The following is a 20,151-nucleotide window of genomic DNA, read 5'->3' on the forward strand; positions in this document are numbered from 1 at the left end:
CCTCGTTTCTCAAGCTGAGAAACGAGGCTTTTGTTTATTCTGCACTGTATTCAGATGAGGTTTTTTCAGACGTTAATGACGCAAGCGAAAGCACACCGCACATCGCGATGACAACACCCGCTGATCCGATCCATGTCACTGATGCAAGAGACAGATGAGTGACAACAATGCCCCCGATGCCCGCCCCGGCCGCCATAGCCAGCTGCATCACAGACTGGTTGAGGCCAAGTAATACACCCGATGATTCAGGCTCCATCGTTGCCAAATGATACTGCTGAGCAGGCCCAGATGACCAGGCGGCGAAGGACCAAAACATAAGCACTGCCGCCGCTCCGAAAGCAGAATGTGTGACAAACGGCAATAACATGAGCATGATAGCATGAAGCGCCATTCCGCCGGTTAATGTCATACGCGCCCCCCATTTGTCTGCGCTGAAACCGCCTGCTTTAGAACCGGCAAGACTTGCAACACCGAAAATAAGCAGCAATGTACTCAGTATTCCGCTTCCGATATGAGTAACGTTCAGTAAATACGGAGAAAGGTACGTATACGTAACCGAATAGCCTCCGAGCCAAAAAAACGTAATGGCCAGCCCGACTGCCACCTTTCGTTTCTTCAAAAGAGAAAATTGCTGAATGAGCGGCACCGGTTTATCTCCTTTTATCTCAGGCAACGCGAAACGTATAATAAGCATGGCAATGATTCCGATTGCCGCAATTCCGGCAAAAACCACCTTCCACCCAAAAGCTTCAGACACGGTTCTTCCGATCGGAACACCGATAATGAGCGCCGCCGTAAACCCCATAATGACGGTTGCGAGAGAACTTGCCTGTTTTCCCGGGGGAGCGATTTTTGCTGCGATCGTAAGCGCGGTGACCACCACAGTTCCTGCTCCAAGCGCCATGATCACCCGCGCTCCCGCAAATAAACCGAATCCCTGCACAAGGAAAGAAATGATATTCCCGATAACAAACAGCCCCAGAGCATAGATCATGAGCTTCCTTCTGTCCAGTTTTGCTGTAAGGGCCATCATGACAGGCGTTCCGATTGCATAAACAAGTGAAAAAATCGTAATCAGCTGCCCTGCCGCTGCCACAGTAACTCCCAAGGAACCTGCAATTTTATCAAGCATCCCTGATATCACATATTCAGACGTCCCCACTAAAAAACTGATAATTGCCAAAATGTAAATCTTCCAGGTATTTTGCACCTGACACACTCCTTCATTGATGATTTATATAAAGATATATTGTGATATATCGATATAAAGAGTTGAACAAACAGAAACAAATCGCAATATGTCGATGTGTAGTCGGAAAAAGAAACTGAATCCCTCTTCTAAAGGATTCAGCCTACATTTCGCGCTGAAAATAATCGGCCATCGCCTTTATCGCGTCTTCATCTCTTTTATAATAGGTGTATTTGCCAATCCGTTTTGTTTGGATAAGGCCCGCCCGCTGAAGGATGGAAAGATATTGAGACGCCGTTGACTGTGTCATCTGAAGCTTATCGGTGATCTGGCTGACACATACTCCGATCTCATTCATATCAATGCCATCATGCGGGGCGAAGTGACGGTCCGGCTCTTTCAGCCATTGCAAAATCTCAAGCCGTGACTCATTAGACAACGCTTTAAAAACATCAATAGGTTTCATACGCTTTATTATATCGTGATTTTACGATATGTCAATATTGTTTTTATTAAATCTCTATTTTTTGTTTTGCCTCTCTTATGATCCGGGAAATAAAATCACTCACATTCTCTTCAAATGTGTCTTCCCGCCCGTATTGCCTTACATGTACAGATTGATGGCGGCACTCTCGATCTCCCACAACAGCAATATACGGTATTTTTTTCATTTGTGCTTCTCTGATTTTATAGCCGAGTTTTTCATCACGCTGATCAAGCTCAGCCCGGATACCCGCTTTCTTTTGAGAAAAACCAGAACGAAAAAAATTGGCGTACACAGCTGTCCTGTTTTCTCATCTTCCGTTCGGTAATGCTTTTAATCCATTCAGCAGTTCTTCAAACGCCGATGTCAAAAATAAATCACTCCGGTAGATGAATGATATATTCATATCCCGAAACTGTTCAGGAAGCTCATGAAGAAAAAGATTTTTCCTGTTTTGAAAATAACGGACGGCTGATGCAGGCAGAAAGGAAACCCCCATCCCCGCCTGCACCGCCCCAATAATGGCTTCCAACGTACCGAATTCAATGATTTTATGTGCGGGTACTGCTTCTTCTTTCAGTATGTTCTTTATTTTGCGGCGGTGCGAACAGCCCGCGGCAAAATACAGAATCGGATCTCGCAACAAGTCTTGCAAACTGCCTTCCCGCTTATTTGAAACCAAGACCAATTCTTCTTGAATTACAGCGACTTGCTCAAGATCTTCGTATTCGACCGGACCATAAACAAAAGCGCCGTCCAGCTCATAGTGTAAGACGTGCTGCACTAAGGTATGTGTATCACCGGTTGACAGAGACAGCTGTACTTTCGGGCAGCGGCTGCAATACTCTGTGAAAAATTGAGGGAGATGGACGGCTGCCGCCGTTTCAAGAGAACCGATTCGAAGCGGGCCGTTCGGATCGCCTGCCTCTTGCGCCGTTTTTTGCGCCTCATGCAGCAATTGAAGGATTCTGTCTGCGTCTTTCAATAAGTTTTCACCTGCGGGCGTCAGCGTCATCCCCCGATTTGTGCGGTAAAAAAGCTGTGTTTGCAATTGCCGTTCCAGCTGCTGAATCCGGTTTGTCACATTTGATTGAACATAATGCAGGCTTTCTGCCGCCTTTGAAATACTTCCTTTGCGGGCGACAGCCTGAAAAATCTTTAAGTCTCCGCTTTCCATGTAAGGGCACCTTCTTGCTATGATTTTTATTGATAGCCGGCTATCAATTTTCATTTATTTACTGCAGCTGATACAGCCTGTAAAATCTTTCTCATCAATCATAAAGGAGAGAAGAATGATGAATGCCCTTATCATACACGAAAATGGCTTTGATTTCAGGCAGGCACCTGACAAAAGGCCGGGAAACGGCGAAGTAAAAATAAAGCTGAAAACAGCCGGATTAAACCATCGTGATTTGTTTTTAATGAAAAACCACGAAACCGGAAACCATGAATTTACTCTCGGTTCAGACGGCGCGGGAATCGTAACCGAAATAGGACACGGCGTCCGGTCTCATTTACTGCATGCAGAAGTCATCATCAACCCGGTGCTGAATTGGAAGACCGTTGAGGACGTACCGGCCGTACCTGATATTTTAGGCGGTCCGAGCGACGGAACCTTTTCACCTTATGTCATCGTTCCTGCGGAAAATGCCGTTTTAAAACCCGAACACCTGACATGGGAGGAAGCGGGCGTGCTGCCGTTATCAGCATTAACCGCTTATCGCGCCTTATTTACAAAAGGACAATTAAAAAAAGGCGAACACCTTATCCTTCCGGGCATCGGAAGCGGCGTGGCAACATACGCCTTATTAATGGCAAAAGCTATCGGAGCGACAGTCAGCGTCACCTCCCGCAGTGAAAACAAAAAACAAACCGCACTGTCATACGGTGCAGACCGGGCGATTGACAGCTACGGTGACTGGAATGAGGCGCTGTATGGCGAAAAAGCAGATATCATACTTGACGGTGTAGGCCCCGCCTTGTTTCAACACTATCTTGACATTATGAAACCGAATGGCCGGATCGTAACATTCGGCGCCAGTTCAGGCGATCAGCTCGGATTCCCTATTCGCTCGCTGTTTTTTCCGCAGATTCATATTCTCGGTACATCAATGGGAAGCAATGAGGAATTTGCGGATATGATGGAATTGGTAAACCGCTGCGGCATCCGTCCCATTATCGACCGCATGTACCCTCTCAGTGAAGCAGCTGCCGCTTTTAACAGAATGCGGGAAGGACGGCAGTTCGGCAATATCGGCTTTCGTTTGGATGTCTAAAAAAGAGGAGCGGACGCGTCCGTTCCTTATTTGTTTATAAGCGTTTCCGCTTGAAATTCAATATGTTTTTCTTCATCAATTAAAATCTGCCCGCAAATCGACTGCAGACACACAGAGCCCGTCAGCAGCACCGTGATCGACTGCTCAAGGCTTGCAAATCGTCTCAGTCTGCGGAAGAAAACAATCTCTCCACTCTGTAAAACAAAATTCCATATGTTATCTTCCACGTTACCCTTATATGACCAATAAAGGAAGAAGGAGGTTTCATTTCAATACGAAAAACCGGCTGATCCCAGCCGGTTTTATAAATAAACCCCTTTATTTACGGTAAAACAGTGCTCCCCATTAAATAACTGTCGACTTCGCGCGCTGCTTCCCGGCCTTCATTAATCGCCCATACAATCAGGCTTTGGCCCCTTCTCGCATCCCCTGCGGCGAAAACACCGTCAACATTCGTTTTATAATCCCCATATGCCGCCTGAATTTTATGATTTGCCGAATCGACACCGAACTGTTTCAATAATGGCTGTTCTGTCCCTTCAAAACCGATGGCGATGAACACCAGCTGAGCAGGCCAGACTTTTTCTGTTCCGGGCAGTTCATGAAATTCATACTTTCCGAATTCGTTTCTGACTTTTTCCATTTGAATGGTGTGAATCTCTTGTAAGCGGCCCTGCTTATCGGCCACCATTTTTGTCGTCTGAATTGAATATTCTCTCGGGTCTTTGCCGAACTTTGCCTGCGCTTCTTCATAGGCGTATTCAAGGGTAAAGACGTGAGGCTGTTCAGGCCACATATTGTCGTTCGTGCGCGTTTGAGGAAGTTTAGGATGTTTCCCGAACTGGTGCACGCTGCGCGCTTTTTGGCGCAGCGCGGTTGCCACGCAGTCAGCTCCTGTGTCTCCTCCGCCGATTACGATGACGTCTTTCCCTTTAGCGTCTATATATTGTTTGTCTTTGAAGTTGGAATCTAAATAGCTTTTCGTCGCCAGTGTTAAATAGTCCATCGCATAATGGACGCCTTTTGCTTCCCGGCCTTCAATCAGCAGATTGCGCTGCTTTTGGGCGCCTGTGCACAAAATGACGGCATCAAATTGATCTTTCAGCTCATCTGCCGTTATGTCAACGCCGATTTCGGTATTTGTTACAAAATCTATACCTTCCTGCGTCAAAAGTTTAATACGGCGTTCGACGACATTTTTCTCAAGCTTCATGCTCGGAATGCCGTACATCAGCAGACCGCCGGCTCTGTCAGCACGCTCATAGACCGTTACGGAATGACCGGCTTGGTTCAGCTGATCAGCGCTTGCCAGACCTGCCGGGCCTGAACCGACGACAGCGACTTTTTTACCTGTGCGTTTCGCTGGTATTCTCGGCTGAATCCATCCATTTTCAAAACCTTTGTCAATGATCGTCCGCTCGATGTTTTTAATTGAAACAGCCGGATCTGAAATAGCCAGCGTACAAGATCCTTCACAAGGAGCGGGACAGACCCGCCCTGTGAATTCAGGAAAGTTATTCGTTTTCAGAAGGCGCTCCAAGGCTTCTTTCCAGCGCCCCCGATAGACGAGGTCATTCCACTCCGGTATCAGATTATAAATCGGGCATCCGGAGGTAAAACCGTTGATATCAGCGCCGATTTGGCAAAACGGTGTGCCGCAATCCATACACCGCGCCCCCTGCCGCTTTGACGCTTCATCTGAAAACGGAGCCGAATACTCTTTCCAATCCTTTAAGCGAGTGAGAGGGTCCCGCTCAGCCGGTTTTTCTCGTTTTTCTTCCATGAATCCAGTTGGTTTCCCCATGTTCCTCTCCCCTTTCTTACTGTACTACCGCTTGTTTTTGATCTTTGGCAGGCGTTTGGAGGACCTTTGTATTGGCTTCAAAAGCATACATAATTGCGTCTTCTTCTGATAAACCCGCCGCTTTTTGTTCTTCGATGCTGAGGAGCATTTGTTTATAGTTTTTCGGAATGACTTTGATAAAGGTTTCTGCGGCTTTTTCCCAATTGTCCAGGAGATCTGCGGCTTTTTTGCTGTTTGTCAGCACCGCATGCCGTTTGACCATTTCTTGCACTTCTTTGATCTCCGCCTCATCCGTCAGCTTTTCAAATGAAATCATTTCCATGTTGCATTTGCGTTTAAATGCTTTGGCATCATCACTGAGGACGTATGCGATACCGCCTGACATTCCCGCCCCGAAGTTTTTGCCGACTTCGCCGAGGACGACAACCCGGCCGCCTGTCATGTATTCACAGCCGTGGTCTCCGATACCTTCTACAACGACATTGACTCCGCTGTTACGGACTGCAAAACGTTCACCGGCGCGCCCGTTAATGTACGCTTCCCCGCTTGTTGCTCCGTAAAATGCGACGTTCCCGATAATAACGTTATCGTGTGTTTCACAATTGAAGGCATCAGGCGCTTTCACGATGATTTTTCCGCCTGAAAGCCCTTTGCCTACGTAGTCATTTGAATCCCCGTTCAAATGAAGCGTCATCCCTTTAGGGACAAATGCTCCGAAACTCTGTCCGGCTGATCCGGTAAAATGAAGTCTGATCGTATCATCCGGCAGGCCTTCCGCTCCGTAGCGTTTAGAAATTTCACTTCCCGTCACGGTTCCGGCTACGCGATTTGTATTATTGATCTTGATTTCAGCTTCCGCTTCCTGTCCGGCTTCAATTGCAGCCTGCACCGCCGGAAGAATAACCGTCATATCAAGCGACTGGTCGATTTTATGGTTTTGCGCCGTACGGAAAGTGCGGACGCCTTCAGGCTGGTACAGCAGTGTGGATAAATCAAGCTGGCCCGCTTTCCAATGCGCTTTTGCACGTTCACTGACATGAAGAACGTCTGTCCGTCCGATCATTTCATCAAGCGTCTTAAAGCCTAACTGCGCCATATATTCACGCACTTCTTCTGCGACAAACAGCATGTAGTTTACGATATGGTCAGGATCGCCCATGAATTTTTTGCGAAGCTCCGGGTTTTGCGTCGCGACACCTACAGGACATGTATCTAAATGGCAGGCGCGCATCATGACGCAGCCGAGAACGACAAGCGGCGCTGTAGCAAAGCCGAATTCCTCCGCACCGAGCAAGGCGGCCATTACGACATCCCGGCCTGTCATCAGCTTACCGTCCGTTTCCAATACCACGCGATCCCGTAAACCGTTCAGCATCAGCGTTTGGTGAGCTTCTGCAAGACCAAGCTCCCACGGAAGACCCGTATGTTTAATACTTGTTTTCGGCGACGCGCCCGTTCCGCCGTCGTAGCCGCTGATGACGATGACATCCGCAGTGCCTTTTGCCACACCGGCCGCAATCGTGCCGACGCCGGCTTTTGACACGAGCTTGACGCTGATTCGCGCGCTTCGATTTGCATTTTTCAAATCATGGATCAGCTGCGCCAAATCTTCAATTGAATAAATATCATGGTGAGGAGGCGGTGAGATCAGCCCTACACCTGGTGTAGAACCGCGGACATCCGCGACCCAAGGATATACCTTGTTGCCCGGAAGCTGACCGCCTTCTCCCGGCTTCGCCCCTTGCGCCATTTTGATCTGCAATTCATCCGCATTGACGAGATAATGGCTCTTTACGCCGAAACGGCCGGAAGCGATCTGTTTAATCGCACTTCTTCTGTCGTCGCCATTATCATCCGGAACGAAACGTTTCGGGTCCTCGCCGCCTTCTCCGCTGTTGCTTTTTCCGCCAAGCCTGTTCATCGCTATCGCTAAAGCCTCATGGGCTTCCTTGCTTAATGAACCGAATGACATCGCTCCTGTTTTAAAACGTTTCACGATGGAAGCAGCTGATTCAACTTCCTCTAATTTTAAAGGCTTGCGGTCTTCTTTGAAGGCGAACAGATTGCGTAAAAATCCGATTCGTTCTTCATCCGCTGCATGAGAATACTGCTTAAATAGGCTGTAATCATTTTTGCGGCAGGCCCATTGCAGCGTATGGATGGTTTTCGGGTTGAAAGCGTGGTGCTCTCCCCCGTTCCGCCATTGGAATTCACTTCCCGGATCAAGGGTTTGGCTGTAATCATCCTTGTACGCCGCTTGATGGCGCTGTTTCGCTTCTTGCGCAATCGTTTCGATATCGATTCCGCCAAGCTGAGATGCAGTACCGGTAAAGTATTTGGCGATAACGTCTTCACCGATGCCGACCGCTTCAAAAATTTGGGCGCCCCTGTAACTTTGCACAGTTGAAATCCCCATTTTTGACATCACTTTCACGACGCCTTCTGTTACGCTCTTTCCGTATTTGCTGACAGCTTCTTCATACGGAATATCAAGCCGGCCTTCATCGATTTCCTGCTTATACGTAGCGTAAGTCAAATACGGATTGACAGCATCTGCACCATACCCGATGAGAGCCGCAAAGTGATGAACTTCACGCGCTTCCCCGGATTCAACGATAATGCTTGCTTTTGTTCGCAGTCCTTGGCGGATCAAATGCTGATGCAGCGCACTGACAGCCAAAAGCGGCGGAATCGGCGTCAACTCTTTACTCATTGCCCTGTCAGATAAAATTAACAGAGATACGCCTTCCTTGATCGCTTTTTCCGCCTGCTGAAACAAATCCTCCAGGCCTTTTTCTAGGTCATCGGAAAACAGCGTGCGGATGTTCTGGCTCTTAACGTCAGGATGCACAAGTGTTTTCAGCGCATAAAACTGTTCGTTTGATAATACAGGAGTATAAAGCTTTATGCGGCGTGCATTTCTTTCACTCGGATGCAGCAGATCGCCTTCAGCCCCAAGCCAGGTCACCGTAGAGGTCACAAGCTGCTCGCGGATCGCGTCAATCGGCGGGTTTGTGACTTGCGCAAACAGCTGTTTAAAGTAATGAAACAGTGATTGGGCGCGGTCGGATAAAACGGCGAGCGGCGAATCATTTCCCATAGAGCCGAGCGGGTCCTTGCCTTCTTTAATAACAGGGATTAAATATTTCTGAATATCTTCATACGTATAGCCAAACGCTTTTTGACGGACGAGAAGATCATCGAATTGTTCCTCTTCCCGGATTTCCGGGTCAGGATTCACTTGAACCAATTCTTCTTCAAGCCATTTTTGATAAGGGAATTCATTGGCAATTTCTGTTTTCACTTCTTCATCTGAAATAATCCGGCCTTCTTCTAAGTCAATGAGCAGCATTTTTCCGGGCTCCAGACGTTTTTTATGAAGAATGTTCTCCTGCTCTACTTCAATAACGCCGACCTCAGATGAGAAAATAATATGGTCATCTTTTGTCACATAGTAACGTGCCGGACGCAGGCCGTTACGGTCAAGGATGGCGCCGATCTGTTTTCCGTCCGTAAACGAAATGGCGGTCGGCCCGTCCCACGGCTCCATTAAAGAGCTGTGATATTCATAAAAAGCCCGTTTCGCTTTAGACATGTGAGTGTTTTCCGTCCATGGTTCCGGAATCAGCATCATTGCCGTATGTGCCGGTTTCCGCCCTGCCATCACGAAAAATTCAAACGCATTATCAAGAATGGATGAGTCACTGCCCTCAGCATTTAAAATCGGCAGCACTTTGTGAAGATCGTCTCCGAAGCTTTCTGAAACGAACTGCTGCTCCCTCGCTCTCATCCAATTGATGTTGCCCCGGAGCGTATTGATTTCTCCGTTATGAATCAGATAGCGGTTCGGATGAGCACGTTCCCAGGTTGGAAAGGTATTTGTGCTGAACCTTGAATGCACAAGTGAGAATGCAGATACGAAGGTTTCATCCTGCAAATCCAAATAAAATGCGTCAACCTGCTCAGGCGTTAACAAACCTTTATAAACAATAGTCTGGCTTGACAGGCTTGCGAAGTAAAAATCAAGCTGTTCTTGAACGCCCCAATTTTCCGCCTGCTTCCGGATGACATACAGTTTGCGTTCAAAAGCAAGGCTGTCTTTCAAATCGTTTGCGGCGCCGATGAATACTTGACGCACATACGGGCAAGTGCTTTGTGCCACTGTTCCGATTTTTCCGACATTTACAGGGACGGTTCTCCAGCCGAGAACGATCTGTCCTTCCTGCTCAATGAATGCATTCACCTGTTTTTCGATCTTTTTTCTTTCCTCTTCATTTTGCGAGAAAAAGACCATTCCTACCCCGTAACGGCCTTTTTCCGGCAGTCTCATCTTTCCGCACTCTTTCTTAAAAAAAGCATCAGGGATCTGAACCATCAGGCCGGCGCCGTCACCCGTATTCGGATCACTGCCCTGTCCTCCTCTGTGATCCAGCTGGCAAAGCATCTTCAGTCCTTTTTTGACAATGTCATGTGAAGGTTTCCCTTTTAAATGGGCATACAAGCCGATTCCGCATGCATCGTGCTCAAATTCCGGACGGTAGAGACCTTGTGCTTTCGGCATTTGATTGTAAGTCATAATTCCTCTCCCCCGATCAGTTTCCGTTAATTATCGGTCATAAAATCTGACAACTTTAAATTAATTGTAAGTTTTCAAAACAATATAAACAATATATAATTTAGATCAAATACATCTCAAAATGAGATAGATAGGTGTGAACGCAATGGAATTACGCCAGCTTCGGTATTTTATGGAGGTAGCAGAACGGGAACATGTGTCAGAAGCGGCTGATCATCTGCATGTCGCACAATCCGCCATCAGCAGGCAGATTGCAAATCTTGAAGAAGAGCTGCAAGTCACTTTATTTGAACGGGAAGGCAGAAATATTAAATTAACGCCGATCGGCAAACAATTTTTAGAACATATTAAAACGGCGATGAAAGCAATTGATTACGCGAAAGAACAAATTGATGAATATCTTGATCCGAATCGCGGAACCGTCAAAATAGGATTTCCGACGAGCCTTGCAAGCCAGCTTTTGCCGACGGTGATTTCGGCGTTTAAAGAGGAATACCCGAACGTTGAGTTTTTGCTCCGCCAGGGGTCATATAAGTTTTTAATTGAAGCCGTAAGAAACAGGGATATAGATGCTGCGCTGCTCGGCCCCGTTCCGACGGAATTCCCCGACATAACAGGCAATATCTTATTCACGGAAAAGATTTACGCGCTTGTTCCGCTGCACCATCCGCTTGCCAAACAGAAAAATATTCATTTAATTGATCTGCGCGGCGACCAATTTGTTTTATTTCCTGAAGGGTTTATTCTCCGTAACATGGCGATTGACGCTTGCAGACAGGCCGGCTTTGCGCCGCTTGTATCGACGGAAGGCGAGGATTTAGATGCCATTAAAGGATTAGTCTCCGCGGGGATGGGAGTTACTTTATTACCTGAAAGCACCTTTGGAGAAACCACCCCTCGGTTCACGGTCAAAATTCCGATTGAATTTCCTCAAGTGAAGCGCACCGTAGGCATTATTAAACCAAAAGGAAGGGAACTGGCTCCGTCTGCAAATGATTTCTATCATTTTGTCATTCAATTTTTCTCCAAACTTGAACAATATCAATAAAAAACAAACCCGAGCTTCAAAACGAAGCCTCGGGCTTTTTCATATTTTTATAGATCTTTCTCAGCCGATCGGAATGGATAGTTCAACGTGGCAGACAAACGCTTCCGGATCAATGACTGATTGATCGGTCTGTTTGGGCGGCGTTTCTTTAAATGTCTTCAGCTGGGCTGAGGAATAGTTTACGATGCCGAGTCCGAGCTCTTCTCCCTGCTGATCAAGCAGCCTGACAACCGCTCCGCTGCTGAATCTGCCCTTAATCTGCTCGATGTCCTGCGGTGACAGCTCCATATTTCCGTTCGCGACATCGCGGCTGCTTTCTTTTTCCATCACAATTTCGCCTTCGGGGCCGGAATTAAATGCAAGCCATTGTTCTTTGTGGTTTAACGGCAGGGTTCCTTTCGCTTCAAAATAAGTTCCTTCAGCCGCCTCATCTACCGCTTGAAGCAGAATGTCCGGAATGTTAGCCTGCCCGAGAAAGCCTTTAATACCGGAGGCCATCACAATTTTAAAAGCATCCAGTTTCGAACGCATTCCGCCGGTTCCCATTTCACTCCCGGCATCTCCCGCGCTTGCTTCTATTTCCGGAGTGATGTCACTTACATGACTGATTCTTTTCGCTTTCGGGTTGCTGCGCGGATTATCATCATATAAACCGTCAATGTCTGATAAAATCACAAGCATGTCGGCATCAATTAAACCTGCCACCTTCGCTGCGAGTGTATCGTTATCTCCGAATCTCAGCCGGTTGACTGTGACCGTGTCATTTTCATTAATAATCGGAATAATGCCCCGTTCCAAAAGGACGTTCATCGTATTGCGCACATTATGGTAGCGGTATTCATCGGAAAAGTCGCTTCTTGTAATTAAAATTTGTGATGCGACATAACCGTGCGCTAAAAACAGCTTTGAATAAGCCTCCATTAATAATCCCTGCCCGATGGAAGCAGAAGCCTGTTTTTCAGGGAGGCTTTCCGGTTTCTGAATAAATCCGAGCTTCCGATAACCTGCCGCCACTGCGCCGGAAGATACTAAAATCACTTCATAGCCGCTGTCTTTCAGCTGTGCGATTTGATCCACCAATGCTTCCAGCTTTCTTCTGCTGATTTCCCCGTGCAGGCTCGTCAGTGAGCTGCTGCCGATTTTCACGGCGACTCTTTTGATCTTCGTCCGAGACGTCACTGTATCACTCCTGTTTTTTAACGATTATAGTGCTGCCGTTTTTTCAATTGTTTTGCTGATCTCAATAGAACGTTCGGTCGCGTGTTTAATGGCTTTGGCAATGGCTTCTCCGCCGCCTTCTGACCTGAGCGCATCGAGCCCGGCTTCCGTCGTGCCGTTTGGAGAGGTGATGTTTTCCCGAAGCACATCCGGTTTTTCACCCGTTTCCATCAGCATTTTAGCGGCGCCCAATAACGTTTGCGCGCCGATTTTGCGGGACAGCCGTTTGTCTAAGCCGGCTTCTTCACCTGCTTTTTCAATAAACTCCATTAAATAATAAAAGTACGCCGGTCCGCTGCCTGCGATACCGGTGAAAATGTCCATCTGATCTTCCTTGATCACGTACACTTCCCCGAGGCATTCCAAAAGGGATACCGCGGTTTTTGCTGAACCGTAAGAGACATGGTCTCCGAAAGCCGCAGCTGTTGCCGATTCGCCGATCATGCTGGATGTGTTCGGCATCACTCTTACAACCGGCTGATTATCATGTAATGATTGTTGTATAAATGAGGTTGTTATGCCTGCCAGAACAGACAGGATGATCTGATGAGGTTGAATACGCCGTTTCAGCGCAGCCAGAGCGATTTCAGCATCCTTCGGTTTCATGGCTAAAATAAAGACATCAATGTCTTCGGTTTTCATGCTGTCAAAAGCAATGCCTTGAATACCGTATTGATGTTCCAATTCAGCGAGTCGCTCTGTATTGCGGCGGTTTGTCACGCAGATGTTTTGGTTGGGAATTTTTTTTGCGCGGACCATGCCTGATATCATTCCTTCAGCCATTGATCCTGCTCCGATAAAAGCAACTTTCTTTTGATCTAAGATCGGTAACATCTCCCTTGTTCGTATTTTGTTCGTATTTTGTTCGTATTTTTCACACGTTTTTTATGTTACCACTTCAGGAGTTGATGTCAAGTTTGAAGGTATTATTGATATGTATTGTTCCGAGCCTGCTATTATGTATAATGAATCACAGAACAAACCTTTTGAGCCCGGGAGGCCGGGGGCGTTCCGGCCGGATTTAAAAATTATCTGAAATGGCTTTTTCTATCAGCTTTTTGCAGCGGTCAAGCTCTGTCTTCAGCTGTTTTTTGTAAAGCTTCGCAGCCTCATAGTCTTTAAATTGATAGAGAACGACTTCCTGGAGTTTGGCTCCCTCTTTTTTCACTTTTACTTGCTTTAAAATCCCGTCATCCAATAGTTCGTGAAGTGAACGGTACACCTCGGTATGATTCGGCTTAAAACCGATGGGTTTAAATTCCGAACGCAGCACTTCGAGAAGCTTCAGTCCGTAAAGCCGTTCCTGCTCTGTCATTGTAATCATGTAAAGCTTTAAAAAAGCTCTTTGTTTCACTAAAAAACCGGTTGAACTTCTTTTTTCTTCTTTCAATATGTGCACACCCTTTCCTCTAACGAATAATTCCATGTACTAAATATTCTCTATAGATGCCCTTTTCCTTTTTTATATGCTGTATCAGTTTTATTTGTATCTTGTTGTTTTTATGGATAGAGGGAAAAATTGAATAACTGAACATTTGGTACATAGTTTATTTAGTATATTATAACCTGTTTGTGCCGATATTTCATTCTTCCGTTCAGGGGTAGTACCACATCACTATCAAGTTAAAAAACAAAATACCCCTAAAATGAAAAAATACTGTAAAGTAATAATAAAGATTTGATATTATAATCAAATTATCGAAATGTTTATTTGGAGGTTTTATTAATGAACATTTTAAGTTCGTGGTTATATAACATGAAAATCATAAAATACTTATTAGGAAGGAGTTGATAATTTAAAACTAAAGGAGAGATATTAATGATATATAGAAAAGCAAATCAGAAAGATTATGATACAATTTTGAATATATGGGAAGAGTCGGTTTTAGCTACTCATCATTTTTTAAGAGATACCGATAGAGAAGAGTTTAAAAAAGAAATACCCTCATATTTCCCACATCTTAATGTCCAGTTATGGTATGAGAAAGAAGATTTAATTGGCTTTTCTGCTATAAATAAACAACACTTAGAAATGTTATTCTTAAAACCTAATAAAATAGGTAAAGGATACGGTAAAGCTATTATTAATTCTTTAATTAAAGACTTTGATATTACAACAGTTGATGTAAATAAAGACAATAAGAGTGCAACTAAATTCTATATTAATAATGGCTTTTTTATAGTAAGTGAAACGGAAACAGATTCTTTTGGACGTCCATACCCTATACTAGAGCTAAAGTTAAAATAAGGTAAGGTGAAAATCCTCCCTTACCTTTGATTTTTGCACTAAACTGCACGTTAGTCCAATAAGAATTAAACAACTTTATTGTCACTTAACAAATACGCTATTCTTTTCGTAGAATCATAGGAAAGGATGGCGTCTTTGTATGTCTATTTCTATATCTGATGAATTACAATTATTTGCTCAAGAAATTCAAAGGTTTTTATCTCCAAACGCCTTACAGAATCTTACTAGGGAGTTGGGTTTGTTCAGCAATTGAGTAAGTACCAAGCAAAGGATTTAATCGCTTTATGTGTGTGGATGAGCCAAAAAGTTGCTACGACTTCTTTAACTCAGCTATCTAGCTGTTTAGAAGCATCAACTGAAGTGCTTATCAGTCCTGAGGGACTGAATCAACGATTTAATCAGGAAGCTGTTCATTTTTTGCAACAGATATAGCCAAACTACTAAACCAAAAATCAGCTTCATCTGTATCGTTTTCTTCTCCCTATACTTCTGTTTTCAAACGTATTCGTATTCTAGATTCAACTGCATTTCAACTACCTAATTCCTTTTCAAGCGTTTATCCAGGTGCTGGTTTTTGTGAATTGATAGCTTTTAATCTTGGCAAAAGCTACTTCGCTTTGACCGTGACTGTCTACATAATTCTTTTCTATCTTATTTTAAATACACTTCTTTACAAGCTCAGCTTTTAAAGCTGTATGGTACCTACTGACCTATATAGGTTATTTCTTACGTAACCTGGGTGAAATAAATTAAAGATTTTGAATAATAAAAAACAAACATCCTATAAATTCTTATAAAAATCTTTAAAAATGCATATTTCACACAAAGAAAGCTGCTTAAAATGAAACCGTATTATAAATCTTTGTTATTGACTAACATGCTGCTTAATCGATTTTAAAGTATTTGTTAGCAAAGAAGGAGAAGATAGAATGGAAAAATTAGTTGGAAAAGTAGCCGTTATTACAGGAGCTGGCGGCGGATTAGGTAAATATATTGCACTTCGCTTCGCAGAAGAAGATGCTAAACTAGCATTATGTGATATCAATGCAGAAGGGCTTAACGAAACAGCTGAATTATGTAAAAGCAAAGGTGCAGATGTATTTGCAAAAGCTTTTGATGCTACTGATATTAAGCAGTCAACAGAATTTATTTCGGATACGGTTGTACAATATCAAACCATAGATATTTTAGTAAATTTAGCGATGGCGATTGAGCCACCTCATTCATTTTTGGATCATACAAGAGAGACACTTGATAGAAGTTACCAGACTGGTCTCGTTACAACATGGGATTTTATGAAACTGTGCTATCCATACCTTAAAGAAAATGGTGGTAAAATCATTAACTTTGGCTCTGGAAGTGGTAATGAAGGACAGGAGGGCTATGCAGCTTATGCAGCGATCAAAAAGAGGGATATTGTATGCGTCATAAATCAATTGAGAGATATATTCTAAGTTGTTTTTCATTTTGCCACTCCTGATATATCAAATTTATAAAGCGCCTTCATTTTTGAATTAAAAATAAAGATGCCCCTGGATTGATGAGAGACTGTTCCTTAGAATTCATAGCAAGGTTAAAGTTGTAAAATATTTGGCGGTGTACGCAGGTGAAAAAATTGCTATACATTGTGCCATCACCAAGTTAGATAGCTACTTAGAATTGTAGTGATTATAGTAAAAATAAAAAACAACAGGATAATCATAAATGTATGTTATCCAACTTTTTTTATATTATCGCAGGATTGAATGTTTATATTATTAATTGTAATTTCCAAAGTTCCCAAAGCGTCTTTTGGGAACTTTATTTGCTTAACGTTGTAAATCCGCATTTTTCTGACGCTACCCCAATTATAACTTATTTTAATCTTGATATTTCCTTATTTCGGGTTGTGACAGCTTCGCTGGTACTCCCCCGTTCACGGAAATTCAGAAGACGAATCTTTTGATCTATTAACATCCCCTTCAAAAGATAATCAGAAGAGCCGATGGACCGTTTCGAATGGAATAAAAAAGACCCGTCACGAAGACAGGTCCCCTTTTGTTTAAGGATTCGTTGACCACAAACCGGCAGTTTTGATGAAAATGCGCGGATGTAATTTCAATTGAGCAACCATATATTCTGCAAGATCCTCAGGCTGCATGACTTTTTCCGGATTGCCGTCTGTCAGATTTAATTCAATAGACATGTCGCTGGCAACCGTGCTCGGAGTCATTGCGCTGACACGGATATTGTGTTTTCTGACTTCCTGCATGAGAGATTCAGTCAGACCGAGAACGGCAAATTTAGAAGCGCTGTACGCACTTGTCGCCGCGGCGCCTCTTTGGCCCGCCGTAGAAGAAATATTAATGATATCTCCTGATTTTCTCTCAATCATTTCAGGTAGAACGGCGCGTGTCACGTGGTATACACCCATTACATTCACTTGAATGATGTCTTCCCACTCTTCAGGCGTAAGATCCAAAAATCCGCCGAATTTGCTGATTCCGGCATTGTTAATCAAGATGTCAATCTCACCGAGTTCTTCTTTAATAGAGGAGACGGCTTGCTCTACCTCTTTTTGGTTTTTTACATCGGCAGCAGCGAATGATGCCTTTACACCAAGGGCTTTCACTTCTTCCGCAACCTTTTCGACATTTGCTTCTGTGCGGCCGATTAAACCGATATTGACTCCTTCTTTGGCTAAAGCGATAGCGGCGGCGCGGCCGATTCCTCTGCCCGCACCCGTGATAAGAGCCGTTTTGTTTTGTAAACTTTCCACGTCTTTCACCCTTTCTGAATGTCCTTATGTACGATTTCACATTATAAGCAGAAAAAAAACAATTAGCAAATAAAATGATTCAACACGATCCGTAAAGGGTATCTACTGAAAAAAAGGAGTGAAAAGCAGATGATCATCATTTTGTATATCAGTGCTGCCGTTGCGGCTGCCGCATTAATTTATGCAGCCGTATCCGCCGCGCATTTTAAAAGAAACACAGCGCCTGATATAAAGAAGATTAACGCCGCGACAGCGTCCATGCAGACGGCCGTTGATGAAATCAAAACAGAAACCGATCTGTTATCGCAAAAGCAGAAAGAGCTGAAAGAAGATTTTCTCACTAAAAAAACAGCCGTGCAAACGACGGCGGCCGAAGTTAAAGGAACGCCTCACGTCCTGAAGATGCTCTGGAACGCCGGTAAAAGTGATGTATGAGCCTGCATGTCATCCGACGTTTTTGATGACACTAAGAGAAACCGGCGGATTCAAGGAGGCATAACATGATTTGCGATCGTGAGCGGCTTGCGCATTTTTTGCAGCAGCTTAAAGCACTATCTTCTTCGGTAGGGTTTACAAAATCGGATTTGCTGACTCCGGCTTTCCATTTAGCTAAGGACGGAGATCTGGATTTGTATTATTCGCCTCATAATGAATATATTAACCCTTATGCAGTCGTTGCCATTTCCGGAATCACACCCGGTTTTTTTCAAATGCAGCTGGCTTACAAAAAAGCGGCACAGCTTTTAAAAGATGGCGAAACTCTTGAAACGATAGCCTATGAAACAAAAAAAGCGGCCGGACTTTCCGGTTCAATGAGACAGAACATCATCGAAATGCTTAATGAATGCGGTCTGCCGGCCGCGCTTCACGTTGAGGATTCATCCCGGTTATTTGATTCAAAACGGGAGCTTCTTCATACAACGTCCGTTATCAAACACCCTGTTTTTTATAAACAGAAAAACTATACGGGACATCGGCCGGCAATCAGCAGGTCAGCTCTTCTAAGCCGTTACGCGCTGACATGTTTTCCGGATGAAATAGAAATGATGAAAAAGGACATTCTGCTTATCCCTCTCGGCAAAGCAGCAGAATCAGCCTGCCGCATGCTGAAGAAGAACGGCAGAATGGGTCATGCGGTCATTCTGGAAGGCTTCCCGCATCCGTCCGGAGCAAACGGACATCGTTTCAAACAATTTCACGAAAACAAACAATCGTTACGTGAACAAATTCAGCGCTTTGCCGGGTTTCTTCAGCAGCTGTAAAAAAACGCCCCGAATTTTCGGGGCGCTGCTGTTAAGAAGCGTATTCAGGCAATGCTTTATTGTGTTTTGCCGTTTTCTCTTCAGGTATTTTGATTTGATTTGTCAAGATTGCACTTACGAAATAGAGCGCTGCGAAAATCCATACAACGCCTTGTGCGCCGACAAGTCCGATGAACGCCCAGGCAAGCGCAGGGCCGACAAATGCCGACAGGCCCGCAGCCAGATTTAACACAGACATGGCAGCACCTTTATCGCTGCCGGCCGCCGTCGGCACGATAGCCCCGATCGGAACGAACCCGGCGAGGAGCCCTCCCCATATAAAACCGACAATGCTGACGAAAAGCAAGTTCCCATGTGATACAACAGGAGCATAATATAATAAAAGAGTAAAAATGCCGCAGCCCACTCCCCCGAACCACATGACAGTCTTCTTCCAGCCGAATGCATCGCCGACTGCGCCGAAGATTAAGTTAAAGACGATATTTCCGAGAAAGATCGTTCCCCAAATTTGAAGCCATACATTTGTAGAAATGCCGTGTTGCGCCATATGCATCGGAAGAAATACCGGAAATCCGTATGTACCAATGCTGTTAATGATCCGAATGATCCCCCCAGAGAGCACACGCGGATTTTCAGCAAGGATGGTGATTCCCTTCATTAATTCCTGCGCCTTTTCCCGCTTATCTGCCTTTTTCTTTTCAAAGCGTTCCCTATTTAAAATCAAAGCAAAAAACGCGCCGAGGCAGACCCAGAAAATTGAACTCCACAGTGTATTCAAATAGCCGAAGGATTTGATGGCCCAGCTTGAATACCAAGCACCGAATACAAACATCCCGCAGCAATATGCAATCCAGAACCAGCCGACCGCCGTACTGAGCCTGTTTTTCGGCGACCGGTAAATCACCCATGTCAAAAAAGAATAGGCAAACAGCGGATAACCCAGCCCTTTAATAAAATACGTGACATACATCACCGGCAAATTAAGATTTTCAAATCCGTATGCGATAAACGCGGCTGTTCCGATAACGTAAAACAACAGCCCCATAAACATCGTCCGCTTTGCGCCGAAGGCTTCGAGGCAGACCCCTGAAAACCAAGACGCCACAGCGAGAGAAACACCGTAAACCGTAAACAGGGATGCTGATTGCTGTACCGTCAAGCCGTTTTCAACTAAAAACGGGCTGAGCCAGCCTTGTTCAAGGCCGTCCCCCATCATAAACAGCACGACTCCCAAAAATCCCCATGCGAGCTGTTTCGGAATTCCTATTTTATTAAGCATTTTTGTTCC

General features: G+C 44.8%; 17 protein-coding genes and 2 pseudogenes. 7 read left to right on the forward strand and 12 right to left on the reverse strand.

Translation table 11 applies throughout. The annotated features are described in order from the left end of the window. Positions 1-34: 34 nt before the first annotated feature. From BR62_RS0104815 to BR62_RS0104830, 4 genes and pseudogenes are all read right to left on the reverse strand, one after another. Complete coding sequence (locus BR62_RS0104815; RefSeq protein ID WP_015239980.1) at positions 35-1,210, reverse strand: MFS transporter; 1,176 nt, start codon at positions 1,208-1,210, stop codon at positions 35-37. 142 nt (positions 1,211-1,352) lie between these two features. Further along, complete coding sequence (locus tag BR62_RS0104820; RefSeq protein ID WP_003153841.1) at positions 1,353-1,655, reverse strand: ArsR/SmtB family transcription factor; 303 nt, start codon at positions 1,653-1,655, stop codon at positions 1,353-1,355. Between the two features lie 46 nt (positions 1,656-1,701). Then, positions 1,702-1,932: pseudogene (locus tag BR62_RS19030) on the reverse strand (His/Gly/Thr/Pro-type tRNA ligase C-terminal domain-containing protein); the annotation flags it as partial. Between the two features lie 51 nt (positions 1,933-1,983). Then, entirely contained in the window at positions 1,984-2,850 is an 867-nt protein-coding gene (locus BR62_RS0104830; RefSeq protein WP_015417599.1) for a LysR family transcriptional regulator, read from the reverse strand. Between the two features lie 118 nt (positions 2,851-2,968). Between BR62_RS0104830 and BR62_RS0104835 the strand changes: the two genes are divergently transcribed. After that, positions 2,969-3,949: a zinc-binding dehydrogenase gene (locus BR62_RS0104835; protein ID WP_032866223.1), complete on the forward strand. Its 981-nt coding sequence runs from the start codon at positions 2,969-2,971 to the stop codon at positions 3,947-3,949. A 26-nt stretch (positions 3,950-3,975) separates the two neighbouring features. Here BR62_RS0104835 and BR62_RS19475 read toward each other — a convergent pair whose 3' ends face one another. The 3 genes from BR62_RS19475 to gltB all read right to left on the reverse strand — a co-directional run bounded on the left by BR62_RS19475 (position 3,976) and on the right by gltB (position 10,329). After that, complete coding sequence (locus BR62_RS19475; RefSeq protein ID WP_047935787.1) at positions 3,976-4,176, reverse strand: hypothetical protein; 201 nt, start codon at positions 4,174-4,176, stop codon at positions 3,976-3,978. A 95-nt stretch (positions 4,177-4,271) separates the two neighbouring features. Then, the gene (gltD, locus tag BR62_RS0104840; RefSeq protein WP_014418084.1) at positions 4,272-5,753 is read right to left on the reverse strand and encodes a glutamate synthase small subunit; all 1,482 of its coding nucleotides are present in this window, start codon (positions 5,751-5,753) and stop codon (positions 4,272-4,274) included. 16 nt (positions 5,754-5,769) lie between these two features. Beyond that, a complete protein-coding gene (gene gltB / locus BR62_RS0104845; RefSeq protein WP_032869920.1) occupies positions 5,770-10,329 on the reverse strand; it encodes a glutamate synthase large subunit in 4,560 nt (1,519 codons plus the stop codon). A 145-nt stretch (positions 10,330-10,474) separates the two neighbouring features. Here gltB and BR62_RS0104850 point away from each other — a divergent pair, with 145 nt between their 5' ends. Then, positions 10,475-11,377: a glutamate biosynthesis transcriptional regulator GltC gene (locus BR62_RS0104850; RefSeq protein ID WP_007407347.1), complete on the forward strand. Its 903-nt coding sequence runs from the start codon at positions 10,475-10,477 to the stop codon at positions 11,375-11,377. A gap of 60 nt (positions 11,378-11,437) precedes the next feature. Here the strand turns inward: BR62_RS0104850 and proB are convergent, their stop codons facing one another. The 3 genes from proB to rtp all read right to left on the reverse strand — a co-directional run bounded on the left by proB (position 11,438) and on the right by rtp (position 13,985). Then, entirely contained in the window at positions 11,438-12,556 is a 1,119-nt protein-coding gene (proB, locus tag BR62_RS0104855; RefSeq protein ID WP_032869923.1) for a glutamate 5-kinase, read from the reverse strand. Between the two features lie 24 nt (positions 12,557-12,580). Further along, positions 12,581-13,429, reverse strand: a complete 849-nt coding sequence (proC, locus tag BR62_RS0104860) for a pyrroline-5-carboxylate reductase (protein WP_007407345.1) — start codon at positions 13,427-13,429, stop codon at positions 12,581-12,583. Positions 13,430-13,616: 187 nt separating this feature from the next. Continuing rightward, the gene (gene rtp / locus BR62_RS0104865; RefSeq protein ID WP_003153833.1) at positions 13,617-13,985 is read right to left on the reverse strand and encodes a replication termination protein; all 369 of its coding nucleotides are present in this window, start codon (positions 13,983-13,985) and stop codon (positions 13,617-13,619) included. A gap of 429 nt (positions 13,986-14,414) precedes the next feature. On the opposite strand from rtp, the gene BR62_RS0104870 reads away from it, so the two are divergent. The 3 genes and pseudogenes from BR62_RS0104870 (at position 14,415) to BR62_RS0104875 (ending at position 16,297) form a co-directional block, all read left to right on the forward strand. Beyond that, on the forward strand, positions 14,415-14,843 hold the full coding sequence (locus tag BR62_RS0104870; RefSeq protein WP_032869925.1) for a GNAT family N-acetyltransferase: 429 nt from the start codon (positions 14,415-14,417) through the stop codon (positions 14,841-14,843). A 139-nt stretch (positions 14,844-14,982) separates the two neighbouring features. Continuing rightward, positions 14,983-15,421, forward strand: a pseudogene (locus tag BR62_RS19035) (IS4 family transposase); the annotation flags it as partial. A gap of 351 nt (positions 15,422-15,772) precedes the next feature. Further along, positions 15,773-16,297 carry an SDR family NAD(P)-dependent oxidoreductase gene (locus tag BR62_RS0104875; protein ID WP_231559575.1) on the forward strand — a complete coding sequence of 175 codons (525 nt, stop codon included), beginning with the start codon at positions 15,773-15,775 and terminating at the stop codon, positions 16,295-16,297. Positions 16,298-16,884: 587 nt separating this feature from the next. Here the strand turns inward: BR62_RS0104875 and BR62_RS0104880 are convergent. Then, positions 16,885-17,601 (reverse strand): 3-ketoacyl-ACP reductase, encoded by a 717-nt coding sequence (locus tag BR62_RS0104880; RefSeq protein ID WP_007407344.1) that lies wholly within the window; start codon positions 17,599-17,601, stop codon positions 16,885-16,887. 129 nt (positions 17,602-17,730) lie between these two features. On the opposite strand from BR62_RS0104880, the gene BR62_RS0104885 reads away from it, so the two are divergent. Beyond that, entirely contained in the window at positions 17,731-18,036 is a 306-nt protein-coding gene (locus BR62_RS0104885) for a hypothetical protein (protein WP_032869927.1), read from the forward strand. A gap of 65 nt (positions 18,037-18,101) precedes the next feature. Then, positions 18,102-18,863, forward strand: a complete 762-nt coding sequence (locus tag BR62_RS0104890; RefSeq protein ID WP_012117723.1) for a hypothetical protein — start codon at positions 18,102-18,104, stop codon at positions 18,861-18,863. Positions 18,864-18,894: 31 nt separating this feature from the next. On the opposite strand, the gene BR62_RS0104895 is transcribed toward BR62_RS0104890, so the two are convergent. After that, positions 18,895-20,142 carry an RbtT/DalT/CsbX family MFS transporter gene (locus tag BR62_RS0104895; protein WP_032869929.1) on the reverse strand — a complete coding sequence of 416 codons (1,248 nt, stop codon included), beginning with the start codon at positions 20,140-20,142 and terminating at the stop codon, positions 18,895-18,897. Positions 20,143-20,151 lie beyond the last annotated feature (9 nt).

It is taken from the genome of Bacillus sp. UNC69MF, assembly GCF_000746035.1.
GTDB lineage: Bacteria > Bacillota > Bacilli > Bacillales > Bacillaceae > Bacillus > Bacillus velezensis.

What these genes read in the sequence shown, in the direction of transcription:
- BR62_RS0104895 (WP_032869929.1), bottom strand. Translation starts at nt 20,142, where the DNA reads ATGCTTAATAAAATAGGAATTCCGAAACAGCTCGCATGGGGATTTTTG.
- BR62_RS0104820 (WP_003153841.1), bottom strand. Translation starts at nt 1,655, where the DNA reads ATGAAACCTATTGATGTTTTTAAAGCGTTGTCTAATGAGTCACGGCTT.
- BR62_RS0104830 (WP_015417599.1), bottom strand. Translation starts at nt 2,850, where the DNA reads ATGGAAAGCGGAGACTTAAAGATTTTTCAGGCTGTCGCCCGCAAAGGA.
- BR62_RS0104875 (WP_231559575.1), top strand. Translation starts at nt 15,773, where the DNA reads ATGGAAAAATTAGTTGGAAAAGTAGCCGTTATTACAGGAGCTGGCGGC.
- BR62_RS0104870 (WP_032869925.1), top strand. Translation starts at nt 14,415, where the DNA reads ATGATATATAGAAAAGCAAATCAGAAAGATTATGATACAATTTTGAAT.
- BR62_RS0104890 (WP_012117723.1), top strand. Translation starts at nt 18,102, where the DNA reads ATGATTTGCGATCGTGAGCGGCTTGCGCATTTTTTGCAGCAGCTTAAA.
- gltD (WP_014418084.1), bottom strand. Translation starts at nt 5,753, where the DNA reads ATGGGGAAACCAACTGGATTCATGGAAGAAAAACGAGAAAAACCGGCT.
- gltB (WP_032869920.1), bottom strand. Translation starts at nt 10,329, where the DNA reads ATGACTTACAATCAAATGCCGAAAGCACAAGGTCTCTACCGTCCGGAA.
- BR62_RS0104885 (WP_032869927.1), top strand. Translation starts at nt 17,731, where the DNA reads ATGATCATCATTTTGTATATCAGTGCTGCCGTTGCGGCTGCCGCATTA.
- BR62_RS0104850 (WP_007407347.1), top strand. Translation starts at nt 10,475, where the DNA reads ATGGAATTACGCCAGCTTCGGTATTTTATGGAGGTAGCAGAACGGGAA.
- proC (WP_007407345.1), bottom strand. Translation starts at nt 13,429, where the DNA reads ATGTTACCGATCTTAGATCAAAAGAAAGTTGCTTTTATCGGAGCAGGA.
- BR62_RS0104835 (WP_032866223.1), top strand. Translation starts at nt 2,969, where the DNA reads ATGAATGCCCTTATCATACACGAAAATGGCTTTGATTTCAGGCAGGCA.